The organism is Winogradskyella pacifica, from assembly GCF_013403915.1.
In the GTDB taxonomy this organism is placed as follows: Bacteria; Bacteroidota; Bacteroidia; order Flavobacteriales; family Flavobacteriaceae; genus Winogradskyella; species Winogradskyella pacifica.
On sequence record NZ_JABFDI010000001.1, the window covers coordinates 90,319 to 106,422 of the forward strand.

Annotated in this window: 14 protein-coding genes; 5 read left to right on the forward strand and 9 right to left on the reverse strand. The window is 32.2% G+C overall.

Going from position 1 to position 16,104, the window contains the following annotated elements:
• Positions 1–224: 224 nt before the first annotated feature.
• The 4 genes from HM984_RS00360 to HM984_RS00375 are packed head-to-tail and all read left to right on the forward strand — an operon-like array spanning position 225 to position 4,903.
• Complete coding sequence (locus HM984_RS00360; protein ID WP_179347663.1) at positions 225–1,406, forward strand: MBL fold metallo-hydrolase; 1,182 nt, start codon at positions 225–227, stop codon at positions 1,404–1,406.
• Positions 1,406–2,464 carry a trypsin-like serine protease gene (locus tag HM984_RS00365; protein ID WP_179347664.1) on the forward strand — a complete coding sequence of 353 codons (1,059 nt, stop codon included), beginning with the start codon at positions 1,406–1,408 and terminating at the stop codon, positions 2,462–2,464. The genes HM984_RS00360 and HM984_RS00365 overlap by 1 nt, the downstream gene beginning before the upstream one ends.
• Positions 2,457–2,957 (forward strand): hypothetical protein, encoded by a 501-nt coding sequence (locus HM984_RS00370; protein ID WP_179347665.1) that lies wholly within the window; start codon positions 2,457–2,459, stop codon positions 2,955–2,957. The genes HM984_RS00365 and HM984_RS00370 overlap by 8 nt, the downstream gene beginning before the upstream one ends.
• Positions 2,945–4,903 (forward strand): SMC family protein, encoded by a 1,959-nt coding sequence (locus HM984_RS00375; protein ID WP_179347666.1) that lies wholly within the window; start codon positions 2,945–2,947, stop codon positions 4,901–4,903. The genes HM984_RS00370 and HM984_RS00375 overlap by 13 nt, the downstream gene beginning before the upstream one ends.
• Positions 4,904–5,079: 176 nt before the next feature.
• Here the strand turns inward: HM984_RS00375 and HM984_RS00380 are convergent, their stop codons facing one another.
• Positions 5,080–6,003, reverse strand: a complete 924-nt coding sequence (locus HM984_RS00380; RefSeq protein ID WP_179347667.1) for a DUF302 domain-containing protein — start codon at positions 6,001–6,003, stop codon at positions 5,080–5,082.
• Positions 6,004–6,366: 363 nt separating this feature from the next.
• Here HM984_RS00380 and HM984_RS00385 point away from each other — a divergent pair, with 363 nt between their 5' ends.
• Positions 6,367–7,461 carry an alkene reductase gene (locus HM984_RS00385; RefSeq protein ID WP_179347668.1) on the forward strand — a complete coding sequence of 365 codons (1,095 nt, stop codon included), beginning with the start codon at positions 6,367–6,369 and terminating at the stop codon, positions 7,459–7,461.
• A gap of 1,157 nt (positions 7,462–8,618) precedes the next feature.
• Here the strand turns inward: HM984_RS00385 and HM984_RS00390 are convergent.
• From HM984_RS00390 to HM984_RS00425, 8 genes are all read right to left on the reverse strand, one after another.
• Positions 8,619–8,912 carry a hypothetical protein gene (locus HM984_RS00390; RefSeq protein WP_179347669.1) on the reverse strand — a complete coding sequence of 98 codons (294 nt, stop codon included), beginning with the start codon at positions 8,910–8,912 and terminating at the stop codon, positions 8,619–8,621.
• 574 nt (positions 8,913–9,486) lie between these two features.
• On the reverse strand, positions 9,487–10,407 hold the full coding sequence (locus HM984_RS00395; protein WP_179347670.1) for a glutaminase: 921 nt from the start codon (positions 10,405–10,407) through the stop codon (positions 9,487–9,489).
• Positions 10,408–10,558: 151 nt separating this feature from the next.
• On the reverse strand, positions 10,559–11,461 hold the full coding sequence (locus HM984_RS00400; RefSeq protein WP_179347671.1) for an EamA family transporter: 903 nt from the start codon (positions 11,459–11,461) through the stop codon (positions 10,559–10,561).
• 50 nt (positions 11,462–11,511) lie between these two features.
• Positions 11,512–12,153 carry a thiamine phosphate synthase gene (locus tag HM984_RS00405; protein WP_179347672.1) on the reverse strand — a complete coding sequence of 214 codons (642 nt, stop codon included), beginning with the start codon at positions 12,151–12,153 and terminating at the stop codon, positions 11,512–11,514.
• Between the two features lie 218 nt (positions 12,154–12,371).
• Positions 12,372–13,169: a type 1 glutamine amidotransferase domain-containing protein gene (locus HM984_RS00410; protein ID WP_179347673.1), complete on the reverse strand. Its 798-nt coding sequence runs from the start codon at positions 13,167–13,169 to the stop codon at positions 12,372–12,374.
• Between the two features lie 98 nt (positions 13,170–13,267).
• On the reverse strand, positions 13,268–14,428 hold the full coding sequence (locus tag HM984_RS00415; RefSeq protein ID WP_179347674.1) for an iron-containing alcohol dehydrogenase: 1,161 nt from the start codon (positions 14,426–14,428) through the stop codon (positions 13,268–13,270).
• Positions 14,429–14,449: 21 nt separating this feature from the next.
• The gene (locus tag HM984_RS00420; protein ID WP_179347675.1) at positions 14,450–15,448 is read right to left on the reverse strand and encodes an NADP-dependent oxidoreductase; all 999 of its coding nucleotides are present in this window, start codon (positions 15,446–15,448) and stop codon (positions 14,450–14,452) included.
• 13 nt (positions 15,449–15,461) lie between these two features.
• Positions 15,462–16,094, reverse strand: a complete 633-nt coding sequence (locus HM984_RS00425; RefSeq protein ID WP_179347676.1) for an NAD(P)H-dependent oxidoreductase — start codon at positions 16,092–16,094, stop codon at positions 15,462–15,464.
• Between the last annotated feature and the right edge of the window lie 10 nt (positions 16,095–16,104).

Here is a 16,104-nt window from a genome sequence, read left to right on the forward strand (position 1 = left end):
CTCTTTTATTTGAATAGACGGTTAAATGGGGAGAAAAACAATCATATTTACCTAAATTAATTATATTCAAATATTTATGGTTTCCCATAAAGAAAAGTCTTACAGCTTTATTATATTTGGATTTTTCCTTAATAATTAGTTGCAGTGAATTAGTTTACAAACTTACTTTTTTGGATTTATAGTTTGTTGAAGAGTCTTTGTGCTCAAAATTATAATTTAAAAATATGGTCAAAATTAAAATGTATAAAGCAAATGAAGGTGATGCTTTCTTAATCTCATTTGGAAAAGACAAGGATATTAATATATTGGTAGACATGGGGTTATCAGACACTTATATAAATCATATAAAAAAAGACTTAATTTCATTAAATAATAAAACTAAAAGTATTCAATTATTAATAGTAACACACATCGATAAGGATCATATAGAAGGAGCAATATCTTTTTTAAAAGAGAATGGTGATAATTCAAATATCATAAAAGTAGAAGAGGTTTGGCATAATTCATTTAGACACTTACAATTTAATAAACAAAAAGTTGATAAAATCCAGATAGAAGAATCTAAAGCTCTTACATTAATCAAGCATCAAAATTCGAATAATTTAAAAGAAGATGGTATTACTGATACTAGTGTAAGTGAAGGAGTTACGCTTGCAAGTTTAATATATGAGAATAAATATAAATGGAACCATATGTTCAATAATAAAGCCATTTGTTTTGAAGAGAAAATTAATAATACAATAAAAAATGTAAAATTTATTCTATTATCACCTGATCATGAAAAATTAAAAAAATTATCTAAAAAATGGGAAGATGAACTGGATAGAATTTTTTATGATTTTAAGCTTAGCGATGAAGTAATATTTGACGATGCGTTCGAATTGTATATGCAAAATTTAAGTGATACTGAAGTTGAATTAAAAGATACATCAAGTTTTAATGATGTATATGATATAGATAAACTTGCTATGAATGAAGAAAGTGAATACACTGCAACTAATGGTTCATCTATTTCTTTTATAATTGAATATGAAGAAAAAAAGATGTTGTTTTTAGCTGATTCACAATCTAATATTATATATAAAAACATGGTTAAACTTAAAAATACAGGTTACCAATTGATCTTTGACTTAGTGAAAATTTCACATCATGGTAGTAATAAAAACACTTCCAATAAATTGTTAAGCTTGTTTGATTCAAAAAGATACTTAATTTCAACTGATGGAAAAAAGAACTCACATCCAAATTTGGAAGTAATAGCAAAAATTTTAAAACAAAAATCAAACCATACTAAAGAAATAATTTTTAATTATAAACATCCAAAATTAGAACCTTTTCAGAGTTTAAGTTTAAAAGAAAAGTATAATTATGAGATAAAAGTTCAAAATGAAATAACTATAGATTAATGTTCAATTCAACCTTAACAAGCTTAGTATACCAAATTAACTGTGGCACAAAAAATGGAACTGCATTTTTAATAACTAAAAATTTTGCATTGACTGTTTATCATGTAGTTTCAGAGCATAAATCACAAGACATTAAGCTATCTCAAAACGATAAGTTAATTGTAAAAGCAAAAATAATTTCAGATGATATTGAAGAATCAAAAGTAAAGGATTTTGCTATTTTAGAATTAGAAGAAGAGGTTTTAAACGTTTCCTTTTTGTGTTTAGCTAATTCTACAAATATAAAACCAGGAACAAAATGGACATCAAGAGGCTATCCAAAAAGTAAAATGGATACAGGTGAGAATATGTATCAAGATGATAATACAGTACATCAACATTTGTCCTATCTTAAGAGTAGGAAAATTGACATAGAATTAAATCACAATTTAAAATGGTCTAGCTATGAAGGTATTTCTGGTGCTCCATTAATTATTGATGATAAAATTATTGGTATTATTAATTCTGAATTGATTGAGAAACAAAAGTCAAAGGAATTATGTGCTTTATCTATCAGATACTTAGAGAAAATTCTTAAAGAAAAGTGTGAAATAATAATTAATTCTGAAATAAGGTCTAAAGAAATTGATATAGTTGCTGAAACTAGTTATGAAGAATTAATTCCAAATGATAAAAGAAACTTACCCGAAAAATTAAAAGAATCTTGTACAACTATAAGCGATAATTGGATTAATTTATACTGTAGAGAACATGCTTCAGGGAAGTTAGAAATAGAAAGGTACACGGATCAAGAAATTAGATCTATAAAGTTTGTAGTATTTGAAGTTTGTCAATTTGAACTTTTAAAGTTTGTAGACTCTAATATAAACAAGGAATTAACTTTAGAACAAATAGAAGGATTGATTAATAAATTTATTAAAAAAGGTAATAAGGCAATTAAAGATAAATCTTCTCAATATAGATATGTTGCTAATAACAAAACCTTTATGAGGAAAATAGTACTTGATTTAATTAATGATTGTTTTCTTTCATTTGACAAAAACGGGATATATGGCTGATAAACAGAGTGCTAGAAAAAGAATGATGTTTATACAAAAAGAAGATTATAATTACCTCTGTTATAATTTAATTTTAATATTAAATAATCTTGGTTGCACAAAAGAATCAAACGAATTTAGAGATTTTAGGAAAATAGCATATTTGGTTGATTTTACGAGCGCAAGCAAAAAGATTGATGATTTTTCTCAGGATGAATTAGGTAGTATTTATTCTAAAGCACACATCAAAAAAAAATTATTATCTCATCTATTAATAGTTTTAAAGAACAAAGATTACTTAGGTATTTCAATGAACAAAAGACATAAGTCTTTTGATATATGGTTAAAGACTGATAACCTTCCAGATGATTTTTTAAGTAAAGATATGTTCCGTCATGAGTTGGAAAATATTGAAATATTAAAAAAAGAAATTCGAGGTCTAAGAACCACAACCATAAAAACAATGGTGAATACTTTATTTACTTCTAAGAATATACTGACATGGGAAATTTAATTATTAAAAGAGTAATATATTCTGGTGAGAAATATTCGTTTACCTCACCTGAGTTTACAGTTGGTATTAATATAATAGTAGGTGATAATGGTTCCGGAAAAAGTACATTTTCTCATTTTATTACTTATGGCTTAGGAGGTTCTGTAGCTCCATTCAATCCTTCTTCAAAACAAAAAAAACAAAATAACTCTAAATACAGTCTAATAACGGAAGACACAAATAATTATGTTATATTAGAAATATCAATAAATGGTGAAGATTACATTCTAAAAAGGTTCATTGGTAGTAATGATGTTTTTTTCGAAGAAAAAGGAGAAATAAATAAGCTGCCAATCAAAAGAGATATTAGATATGCTCCAAGAACTTTTTCAGATTGGTTATTAGAAAAGCTTGGAATTAAAGTCTTTGAGCTGTATTTAGGTGCTTCTAGTTGGTTAATTGGTTTTAAGGACTTGTATAGGTTGCTATATCACGATCAAGATTCTGATCCAAGAAAGATTTTTAAAGAACCTTCAGCAGAAAATTATATAGCAGATTCTTCAATTATTAGAAAATCAATATTTGAAATTCTAATAGGGGTATCTTCAGAAGAATATAACATAAAATTTAACGATTTTAAAGAAGCAGAAAGAAAAAAGAATGAATCTAAATCAATTTTTGATAGTTTTAATAGAGTTCATTATTATTTAAAGGAAGAATCTCTACATAAAAGAAAAAATAAACTTCTAGAATTAGAAAATCAGTTAAAAAAACTGAATAGTAAAAGAGATTCTTATCAAAAGGAAAATACAAATACGAATGATAAAACTGGACAGCTAACAAATATTCAAGCTGAACTGATTGAATTAGAAATAGCAATATCTGATAATTCAATTATTGAAAATAATTATGAAATCGAAAAGAATAAAATCAAAAAACTATTAGATAATCAGAAGAATGAAATTTCTCAAATTGAAAAAATTATTTTCACTCATGATAAACTAAATTTATTTTCATTAGAGATATGCCCATTCTGTATGTCGGATGTAGATCCTAAAATTGGTCATTGTATTTGTGGCTCAGAAATTAAAGATGATGATTATGAGAAATTCGTATATAAATCGAGTGAATATAAAGAGATTTTTGATCATAAAAATAAAAGTTTAAAGAGTATAGAAACAGCCTTCGAATCTTATAATTCAGAATTGTCTTTAGTAAAATCATCTTTAAAAATAATGAAAGAGAAAGCATTTGATTTAAAAGAGAGCCTAAAGAAAATAATTAACTCTATTGAGTTTTCAGGTAACTCGCAATTAATTGATAAATTAAATGATAAAATCTTAGAAGTAAGAGAAGAAATTTTAATAACAGGAAATATTGTCAAGCTTTTAGAAGAGAAAAATATTTTAGAGGATAAGGAGAAAATAGATAAAAGTGATTTTGATACGAAGAAAACGGAGTATGAGAAAATGCAGAAAGAGTTTAGTAAAAACAATAAAGAAACTATAAAAGAGTTTAGTGAAATTTATTCCAAATTACTTTCAAAGTCATCCGCTTCAAGTAATTACGCTGAAATAAATGATGATTATATGCCATACATTGATCGAGGTGAATACAAAGAACGAAGTACAATAGTGCCTATTAGGTTAATGTATTATTTTACTTTATTGAGTATGGGTTTAAAAAGAGATACAGTGAAACATCCTAGATTTTTATTAATTGATACACCAGAAAGAGGAGGTATTGATAAAAGTCGATTGAAAGACAATTTAATGTTGTTAAATGAAGCTTTAGAATTATCTCAAAAAGGACAAGATAATCGAATAGAAAAATTAAAAGATTATCAGGTAATATTAACTACAGGAAAAGGTAAATATCCAGATAAGTTTGAGAAGTATGTTAAATTGAGGTTTGACAAGGAGGACAAAGAGGAATATATACTAAAAAAGAAAGTTGACGAACTTTGATATTGATGAGAATATTGGAATTACCAATTGGTTATTATAATCAGTAGAGAGTTTTAAAAATTAGATTTAATATTTAATGATAAGATTGCCACGTCCTTCGTCCTCGCAATGACAGTGCGTAATTGTTGTTGTTCTTTCAATTTTATATTTACTTAAGGTTTAAGCTTGCATATATTTTAGTTAGCCGAAGCCCCAGAATCCGCTATGGTTTGCAGGGCTTGAGAAATCATTTCTAATGTGTCGTTGTTTTCAGTTATACCATGTCTTTCTCCTATATAAAATGGGTTATTATATATTATATTGACATCACCATCACTATTTTCATAAATCAACATTTTTTGGGGTAAGTCTAAAGCCATAGTTCTTGATTCTGACATTAACGGTGTTCCTAAAGCTGGGTTTCCAAAAATTATTAACTTGGAAGGCAATAAATCCATAGCAACACTTTGAGCGTTAACTTGGTGATCTAACTCTGCGATAATTGACACGGCGTCTAAACTGTTTAAGGTCTCTAAAATTAGATTATAGGTTGTATTGAAGTCGTTCGTACTCGTCACAGAAATAATTCCGTCGTTTAATATGGGACTAGAGGAATTTATAACAACATCTTTTTCTGTTGCGCTATTTACAATGTTAACAAGTGCATTGGCTATCATATCTGTTGTTGAAACATTACTCAAACTATGTCTGTTAACTAAGTAGTCTACTGAATTGTATGCCACAATGGTATCTCCATTTTCATCAGTAAACACGGTAAGGCGTTGCGGTAAATCTAATCCGGCAGAACTATTATTTTGCATTAGTGGAGTTCCTAATGTCGGATTTCCAAAATATACGGTACGTGTAAAATCTAATTCTAAACCGACGTTCTGAGCATTTTCAGAATGGTTAACTTCTGCTATAATACCAATGTTCTCGTTACTATTTAATTGAGATATAATGTTGTCGTAAATACCAGAAGGAGACGCATCGGTTTCTACGTATCCAATACCTGCTGTATTTGGAGCATTATTATTGAAATTATTTTTATCATCATCCTTGCAAGCCGAGAATAATAGTAGCGTGCTAAATAAGATGGAACTAAATTTGAATGTTTTCATATGGTATGTTTTTAATTAATATCTAAGTTTTTGTTTCAGAGACATTAGGGTATTTTGCTGGCGATATTAGCCACTAGTCATTGCCATTGCTTTAATATAACTTCCAGATTTATTACTAACTATTAGGTCTACTGCTGTAATAACTGATTTGTATGTCTCTTTTTTATTTTTATTAATCATTTCGTGATTATTAATCATAAAATCGTCTCAAATTTAAAGATTACGGGCTGTAAGTCTTGACTTATAACATTAAAGTATTGATGCGTTTAGGAAAGGTTAAATCTATATTAATTGCTGTCTATCCGCTAAATTGGTGTTTGAAAATCGTAACTTTATATTTCAAATTAACACGAAAAAACACCTATGAATACGCAACATTTATTAACTCCCTATCATAAAAATATCACTTTAAAAAACCGTGTTGTAATGGCACCTATGACGCGTAGTCGTGCGGATAACAAAGAAAAAGTCCCTACAGACGATTTACAAGGTTTATATTACGAACAGCGTGCTTCGGCAGGTTTAATTATTACAGAAGGTTCTCAGGTTTCTAAGGAAGCCGTGGGCTATATTAACACTCCTGGTATTCACTCTAAAGCGCAAGTGGAGGGGTGGAAAACGGTAACCAACCGTGTGCACGCTAAAGGAGGTACTATATTTATTCAGTTATGGCATGTTGGCCGTATTTCGCATCCCGATTTTCATGATGGTGAATTGCCTGTTTCTGCATCTGCGATTAATCCCAAAGCGCAATCTTTTACTCCAAACGGATTTAAGGAAACCGTAACTCCAAAAGCGATGACGCTTGGAGATATTAAACGCACCATTAACGATTTTAAAAATGCGGCTGCGAACGCTGTGGAAGCGGGTTTTGATGGCATTGAACTGCATTCGTCTAATGGGTATTTATTTCAGCAGTTTTTTAATGGCTGTTCTAACACCAGAACTGATGACTATGGCGGCAATATTGAAAATAGAACACGTTTCTTTTTTGAAGTTTTAGACGCTATGAAAACCGTGATTCCACAAGAAAAAATTGGAGTGCGTTTTAATCCGTCGTTACATGGCTTATTTGGGATTACGGTAGATGAAGAGACCATTCCGACATTTGAATATATTATTAAAAAACTGAATGATTATAATTTGGCTTATGTGCATTTGTCCGAACCGTTTACCGATGTTTCTGAGGTGCCGTTTGCTGTGAGTGCTATTGCTAAGCATTTTCGTCCGTTGTATAATGGAACGTTGATGGCTAATACTAATTTTGATCAGGAAAAAGGGAATAAAGTGCTTGCTGATGGTGATGCTGATTTAGTGGCTTTTGGTAAGCCTTTTGTTTCTAATCCGGATTTAGTGGAGCGTTTTGAACAGGATTTAGAATTAGCGGAATGGGATAAGGACACGTTTTATACTGCTGGTAAAAAGGGGTATACGGATTATCCGTTTGCTTCTGAATAATTTTAGTTTGTTTTGATATTAGGATTGGCATTGTAGAACTTTTGTTTTATGATGCCTTCTTATTTGTTCTTTTAAGCTAATGTTTGTTTTAAAGAGCTTCGTCAGTTCGAGTGAATTTTACGATTGCAATGAGTGAAATTAGTATCGAGAACCTGTATTCTTATTTGTGTTTTAGTGTTGATCGTGGTTCTTATAATAATTCGATTAGAAGATTGGGATATTTGATCTGTTGATTTAATACGTTCATTTTTGAAGGACCAAAAACGAACCAAAATGTCCTTTACTGTCGAAGGTATTTTTAATAGCACTTTGGTGCTCTTAAAACCATAATAAAAATCCTAAATAGCTTCCAAGGCTTCAGCTATTTTTAACGGATTTTGATTATATATACTGCCGACAGTGGTTCCGACGATGGCGGAATTTAGGTGTTGATTGTTGGCTTGCGGTTTGTTCTTTTGTTAAGGCTTCAGGCTTAATTTCAACAAAAAAGTTAATATGTATATTGTCCCCTTGAGGATTAGTGATAAACAAAATATATTTTGTTTTGAAACTACCAAGCAAAGCTTATTATGGGTGTTTTTAAGCTCACTAGGTTTTTATTTTATTAAATTGGTGTTCGTGAATGCTATCACATTTGTCTTGATGCAAACTGCGCAGCACATCATGAGTTCCATAAAATAAGCATAAGCGAATAAACGAACCAAAAGATCAAAACGATTTATTAGGAGTTACTCATCCATTCTTATTGTTTAAATAGGTTTTCGTGAATGCTGTGCATTTGCTGAAGCGCCATTCGCTAATGCATTAATATTTTAAGGTTTTTAATAGACCTATATTTTCAATACTTGATACTGTAAATTAACTTTGTGTTTTACTCATTATTTCTGAAAATCGTTGGTTCCGACGCTGTCGGAATTTAGGAGTTGATTATTTACTTGCTGTTTGTATTTTTCTTACTTCTCTTAACTCTTAACTCTTAACTATTCACTCTTAACTATTCACTCTTAACTATTCACTCTTAACTATTCACTATTCACTAATCACATAGCTATAATAAAAAAATCAAAACCCAAAATAGCATTAATGAATTTAGCTATTACTATGGATTTTGATTGTTTATGCGTTTTAGGATGACTACCTAAATAAGATTTTGAAAACTATTCTGTCTGTGTGTTTTCAATATCTTGCTCAAGGTTTTCATTATGTGCACTACCTAAGCTATGATGTCTGTTTTCTTCATCTGGATATCTTTCGTTTGTGAGAGGTCGTGCATTACGGCCACCAGGAATATCTAAATTTTTAGCAGCAAAATCTGGTTCATTTGGACGTTTTTTTAGTATTTCATCATCGCCATTATCCTGTCTTAAGTTTCCAGATTTGTCTCCTAGAATCTTTTCGTCTTCTTTTGTAATATCTGAATTGTATTGTGCTTTTTTGTCTTCGCTTTTCATAACTTTTAATTTTTAAGATGTACTCAAATTTAAAGATTATGAGGCGCAGGTATTGACTGAGAAGAACAAAATCTTAATGGTTTTGCTAGTTATAGCTATGCTTTATGTAATTCTATAGAAAAAACAGGAATCACTAGAACTAATGTTTGATAAAATGTTTTTTATATGTTCATTTTGCCTTGATGCAAACTGCGCAGCACATCATGAGTTCCATAAAATAAGCATAAGCGAATAAACGAACCAAAAAATCAAAACGATTTGTTAGGAGTTACTCATCCATTCTTATTGTTTAAATAGGTTTTCGTGAATGCTGCGCATTTGCTAAAGCGCCATTCGCCAAGGCATTTATGATTAAAGGTTCTTATTGAATCTATATTTCCAATACTTGATTGTGTAAATGAACTATATTTTGAGCTCATTATTTCTGAAAATCGTTGATTCCGACCGTGTCGGAATTTGGGTGTTGATTGCTTACTAACTATTTTCTTTCTTTCTTGGTATGCGCTTTTGGTTTTGAATATAAAGAGTTTAGTCGCAGGTATTAGTTTAAAAACATGATTGGTAATCTAAATCATTAAAAAATACTCATTTCAGAATGTGTCGTAACCGTTTCTAGCAATTTCATGCCTTTAAAAGAGTTTCCGTTAGGATTTAATTTTGGACTCCAAACGGCAATCGTAAAGTTATTAGGGTATAAGGCTACAATACCACCGCCAACACCACTTTTTCCTGGAAGTCCCACTTTAAATGCAAATTCACCTGACTCGTCATAGAATCCACAAGTGAGCATTAAAGCATTGATTCGTTTTGCCTGACTGCTCGTTATGATCCGTTTACCATCGCTTAATTTTCTACCTCCGTTGGCTAAAAACGAAAAGGTATGTGACACTTGTTCACAATTCATTTCTAATGAACACATATCGAAATAAAAATCTAACACTTCGGCGGGATCGTTTTTAATATTACCCAACGATTTTATAAAGTTGCATAAGGCTACATTTCGGTAACCCGTCGCTTTTTCAGAATCAGCGATGTCATCAGAATAGTTTAGATCTGGAATATCACTTAAATCTCTAACAAATTCAAGAAACTCCTCACGTGCATTTTCTAAATGTGTGATTAAGATGTCGCAAATAACAATGGCTCCAGAATTAATGAACGGATTACGAGGAATGCCTTTATAAGTTTCTAGTAAAAGAAGCGAATCGAATTTTGTACCAGAAGGCTCAACGTCAATACGCGTCCAAATACGCTCTCCTAGAAATTTAACAGCTAATGAAAGTGACAAGACTTTAGCAATACTCTGAATTGAAAATTTCTCTAAGTGGTCTCCAATTCCGAAGTTATTACCATCTATTTTAGTGATGTGCACTCCAAACTTATCTGGATTTACATTTGCTAATTCGGGTATGTAAGTCGCTAGTTTTCCGTGATCTTTAATCGGCTTAACGAACTTGTATGCGTTTTCTATAATTTGAGTGTAATCTGAATTCATTCGGTTTAATCATTTAAAAAATTATAGCAAGTTAAGTTTTAAATTAGTATTACTAAACCCATTTTTTCTCACTACTTTATAGTTTTTACAATTTGATGAAGCATAACAACCAAGAGTCTGATTCAGTTGTCTTAATGTTAAATACTCCTTTTTAATTAGAATATAAAATTAGAAAAACTCCCATCATAATTCCTGCTAAAGGCACTAATTTTTTGCGCTTATTCTGTTCTTTAAAGACTAAACCACCAACGACTACGGCAATTAATATCTGACTTCGTTTAATGGCTGATAATAGCATTATTAAGGCATCAGGATCTTGCAAGGCTTTAAAATAGAAGTAATCTGCGGCTTGCAATAAAATACCAACGGCGATAATGGACCAGCGAAATTTAAAGGCTTTTCGTTTTTCGGCATGGGGAAACCATGTGATGGTTAGGATGACGAGTAGAATCAATATGGTGTAAAGGCAAAACCAGAATTGTAAGGTTTGTGGGTTGAGACTTAGATTTTGAATTAAGAATTTATCGTATAAACCACTGGACGCGCCTAAAAACGTCGCTCCGATAATGGCGAAAATCCATTTGTTGCGTTTAAAATTTATACCTTCTCTTTTACCGATTTTAGAGTAAAGCATTACTGAGAATATGATGAGGAAAAAGCCAATCCATTGCAAAGGACTGGGTTGTTCTTGGTAAATTAAAATCGCACCAATAAAGGTGAAAAACGGTCCTGCAGAACGAATAGGTGTGACAATCGTAATCGGTAAATGCTTTAACGCTTGGTAAGCTAATATCCAAGAACTCGCCATAATCGCTGACTTTATAAGGATAAAACCATGAATTTTCCACGAAATCTTTTGAAAGTTATAACCGTGCTCCAGCGCGTAATCTGGATAATAAATAGACAACCCATAAAACGCAGCGACAAACAAAAAACCACTAGAAACGGTTCCTAAAAGCACAGGAAACACTTCGTTGCCTTGTACGGCATGTTTTTTACATAAGTTGTGTAATCCTAAAAAAAGAGCGGCTAATAAGCCTAAATACATCCACATACTGGACTATATATTTAAGTAGTTAATTGAAGGAAAGAAGTAAGGTTTATTTACTCAAACGTGTGACGAATCTCACCCGTTGCTGATGCTTTTAATAAAAGATTGAACTGTTTTATACTGTCAAAATTTTCAGTGATAGCATCAGATACCGCAATGCCCGAAATACCAGTTTCTAAAATAGCGGTCACGTCATCTGTAGTGATATCGCCAAAACCGATAATTGGTTTTGCTGTTATTAAAGCATTACTGATAGCCGTATAGCCATCTAGACCTAAAGTTATAGTTGAACTATCTTCAGCTGATGATTTAAAAGGTTCTAAAATAATATAATCGACGTTTTTGGCGATTAACGATTCGCAATCTTCCAAAGTATTTGCTGTACCACCAATAATTTGCCAGCTGTATAAATCTGGTCTAACTACAGTAGGGCAGATGTCTGATTTTTCTAAATGCACACCTTCCGCCTTAACGTCTTTAGCTATTTTATAATTAGAATTAATGATTAATCGTGTTTGAAAATGAAAGGTAATTTCTCGAGCAGCTTTAGCTATTTCCAAATATTTAGCATCCGAAACATCTTTAAGATGTAATTGTACTAATTCCGCACCAGATGTACACGCCTTTTGAATGTTTTCTAAATGCGCTTCAGGAGTATTTCCTTGAGATATGTAATGTAGTTTAGATATAATCATGTTGTGGTGTCTTAATATTAAGCCTTCTCTTTAAATGCGGCGCAAAAATACAAATGTTTGGTGGTGTAGGTCATTAATATCGAATAGAAATAGAAAGCTTCTGTGATGCTTAAGACTCTGAATCTTAATTCAACACTCAAACAGTCTTATGCAAACAAATAAAAAAGCCTGCAAACATTACGTTATACAGGCTTTCCGCTATTAATCAACTAGGGTAATTATTTCAATGTTTCCAATAACTTTTCAGCTACTAATTCTGATGATGCAGGATTTTGACCTGTAATAAGATTGCCATCTTGTACAGCATATGGTGCCCATTTATCTCCATTAGAGTAGAACGCTCCATTTTCAATCAACATATCTTCAAGTAACAATGGTACAACTTCGGTTAAACCAACTGCTGCTTCTTCTAAATTTGAAAAACCGGTCACTTTTTTTCCTTTTACTAAGGCTGTTCCATCTTCATTTTTAACGTCCTTCAATACAGCTGGTGCATGACAAACAAAAGCGATAGGTTTATTTTGGCGATCGAATTTTTCAATCAATGCTACTGAATTTGCATCATTAGTTAAATCCCATAAAGGACCGTGACCACCTGGATAAAATACAGCATCAAAATCATCTGGATTCATATCTGCTAATACTTTGGTGTTTGCTATTTTATCTTTTGCATCAACATCCTTGTTATAACGGTCAGTAGCTTCAGTTGCCGCATCTGGCGAATCACTACTTGGATCTACTGGTGCAGCTCCACCTTTTGGTGTCGCGATTGTAATGGTTGCTCCTTTATCTAATAATGTGTAATATGGACTTGCGAATTCTTCAACCCAAAATCCTGTTTTCTTTCCTGTATCTCCTAATTTATCGTGAGATGTTAATACGAATAATACCTTCATGTTCTTTTCTGTTTTTAATTCTTTTTGTCCTTCTGAAACGGTTTCAGAAGCTGTATTCTCTTTACAACTTGAGGCTGTAATTAAAGTTAGAATAACTACTATAGTTTGTAGTGTTTTCATTTTTATAAAATCTAATGTCTGTTTGAGTGTTGAAAAAATTGATCTTGATACATTCCGACGTCAACGTCGGGACACTCAAACGGACATTTCGTTTAAAATTAATACGCCATTTTTACAATTTTTTCTACCTTATCTGGGGAAAGCGATTGGTGTTCACCTAATCCCAACCATCCACGATCAGTAAAACGTTTTGCTATTTTTTCAGCCGTACCTTCATAATCTTTAGTGTAATCGGACAACTTAGTATCGATACCTAACTGATGAAAGAAAGCTGTTGTTTTTTCAATCGCAGCATAAGCTTTATCGTCTGTGCTACCTTCGGTAACATTCCAAACGCGCTCTGCATATTGTGCTAATTTTTCTTTCTTCGCTTCAAAATTAAACTTGTAATGGCTTGGTGCAATTACGGCTAAAGTACGTGCATGGTCAATACCAAACAATGCCGTTAACTCGTGTCCCATCGCATGAACAGCCCAATCGTTTGGTACACCTTTTTGGATTAATCCGTTTAATGCCATAGTACAACTCCACATAAAGTTAGAGGCTGCTTTATAATCTGTAGGATCTTTCAATACTTTCGGTGCCACCTCAATGATGGTTTGTAAAATACTTTCAGCAAAACGATCTTGTAACAACGCACCAATAGGATATGTCATGTATTGTTCTAAAACATGGGTAAATGAATCCATTAATCCATTAGCTAATTGACGTTCTGGAATAGAGGTGATCACTTGAGGATCTAATATGGAAAACTCAGGAAATAAACCAGGTCCACCCATCGCTAACTTCTCTTGTGTCTCAGCTCTTGTTACTACAGCACCAGAATTCATTTCAGATCCTGTAGCAGGAAGCGTTAAAACGGTTCCGAAAGGCATTCCTTTTTCAGTTCTAATATTTTGGGTTAAAATATCCCAAGGAGTCTCACCATCATAAACCGCAGCTGCTGATAAAAACTTAGTCCCATCAATTACTGATCCACCACCAACGGCTAATAAGTATGTAATGTTTTCGTCTTTTATCACTTTTAATGCTTCCATTAACTTAGCGTATTCTGGATTTGCAGGAATACCTCCAAACTCAACAACATCTACTTTAGATAAGGCTGTTTTAACCTGATCGTAAATACCGTTTTTCTTGATACTTCCTCCACCATAAAGCAATAATACTTTGGCGTCTTTAGGTATTTCGTTTTCTAGTTTTTCTATCGTGTCCTTTCCAAAAATTATTTTGGTAGGGTTTTTAAATTCAAAATTATTCATCTTCTTTTCTTTTTATATTTTTTATAATTCAACTACCATTTTTCCTTTGTTTTTACCTTCAAATAAATCGATAAAAGCACTCGGAATGTTATCAAAACCTTTAACTATGGTTTCTGAATAGGTTAGTTTGTCTTCTGCCAACCATGTTGATAATTGCTTCATAGCTTCTGGGAATTTGTCCGTATAATTAGAGACAATAAACCCTTGCATTAAGGCACTGTTTTTTACTAAGAACGGCTGAACGCTCAAGCTTTTTGGTGCTTCCGTGTTATTGTAAACCGAAATGGCTCCACAAACAATGATTCGTGCGAGTCTATTAATATTCACTAAAACCGCATCTGAAATTGGTCCACCTACATTATCAAAATAAATATCTACACCATTTGGTGCTGCTTCTGCAATGGCAGCTTTCATGTCTTTTGTGGTCTTATAATTGATACCAGCATCAAATCCGAATTTGCTTTTTAGCATTTCTATTTTTTCATCTGTTCCGGCGACACCAATTACTTTCAGGCCTAGGATTTTTCCAATTTGTCCTACAACAGATCCAACGGCACCAGCTGCACCAGAAACTACTAATGTTTCTCCTGCTTTCGGTTTTCCAATTTCGGTTAATCCTGTGTAAGCTGTTAAACCTGTCATACCTAAAATCCCTAAATAAGCAGATAATGGTGCTTTAGACGGATCAACTTTAGTTAATCCTTCCGCTTTAGAGACTTGTTTTGTTTGCCAGTTGAGCATGCCAGAGACAAAATCGCCAGCCTTAAACTTGTCGTTTTTAGATTCTAGTACTTCAGCAATTACGCCAGACTGAATTGGCTTATCAAGTTGAAATGGTGGCACGTATGATTTAGCATCACTCATTCGTCCTCGTAAATACGGATCTACAGAAACGTATTTGGTTTCTAATAGTAATTCTCCTTGGTTTACTGTGTTTTCAGATTCCTCTGTTTTAAATTCGAAATCTGACATTGAAGGTTTTCCTTCAGGTCTATTTTTTAATAAAATTGTCTTTGTCATGATTCTTTGTTTTTTAGTTAATTACAGTTACTAAATCTTCCATAGGTTTTCTCACCTTAACAAGATCTACTAACCAATCTTCATTTTCTTTTCTGTAGCCAACAGGTAATAATACGGCACTACGTAATCCTTTTTCTCTTAGTCCTAAAATTTCATCGACTGCAGCCGGATCAAAACCTTCGAGTGGAGTGGTATCTACACCTTCAAAAGCTGCAGCAGTTATCGCTTGTGAAAATGCGATATACGCTTGCTTAGCAGCATGGTTAAAGTTTTCTTCCGCATCTTTTTGTGGATATGAGCTTAGTAGCATTTGGCGATAGTTTTCCCAACCTTCATTTTTAAAACCACGAATCTCATTAGTTAAATCGAACATATAATTAATTCTATCTGCCGTGTACGTATCCCAAGCTGCAAAAACGAGTAGGTGAGAGCAGTCTGTAATTACCGACTGGTTCCATGCTACAGGTTTAATTTTTTCCTTCACCTCTTGGTTTGTAATCACCATAATCTCAAAAGGTTGTAAACCACTTGATGTCGGCGCCAAACGTGCTGCTTCTAAAATGCGTTGTATTTTTTCTTCTGGTACCACGTTTCCATTCATTGCTTTAGCGGCATATCTCCAATTTAATTTATCTAATAATTCCATATTTATAATT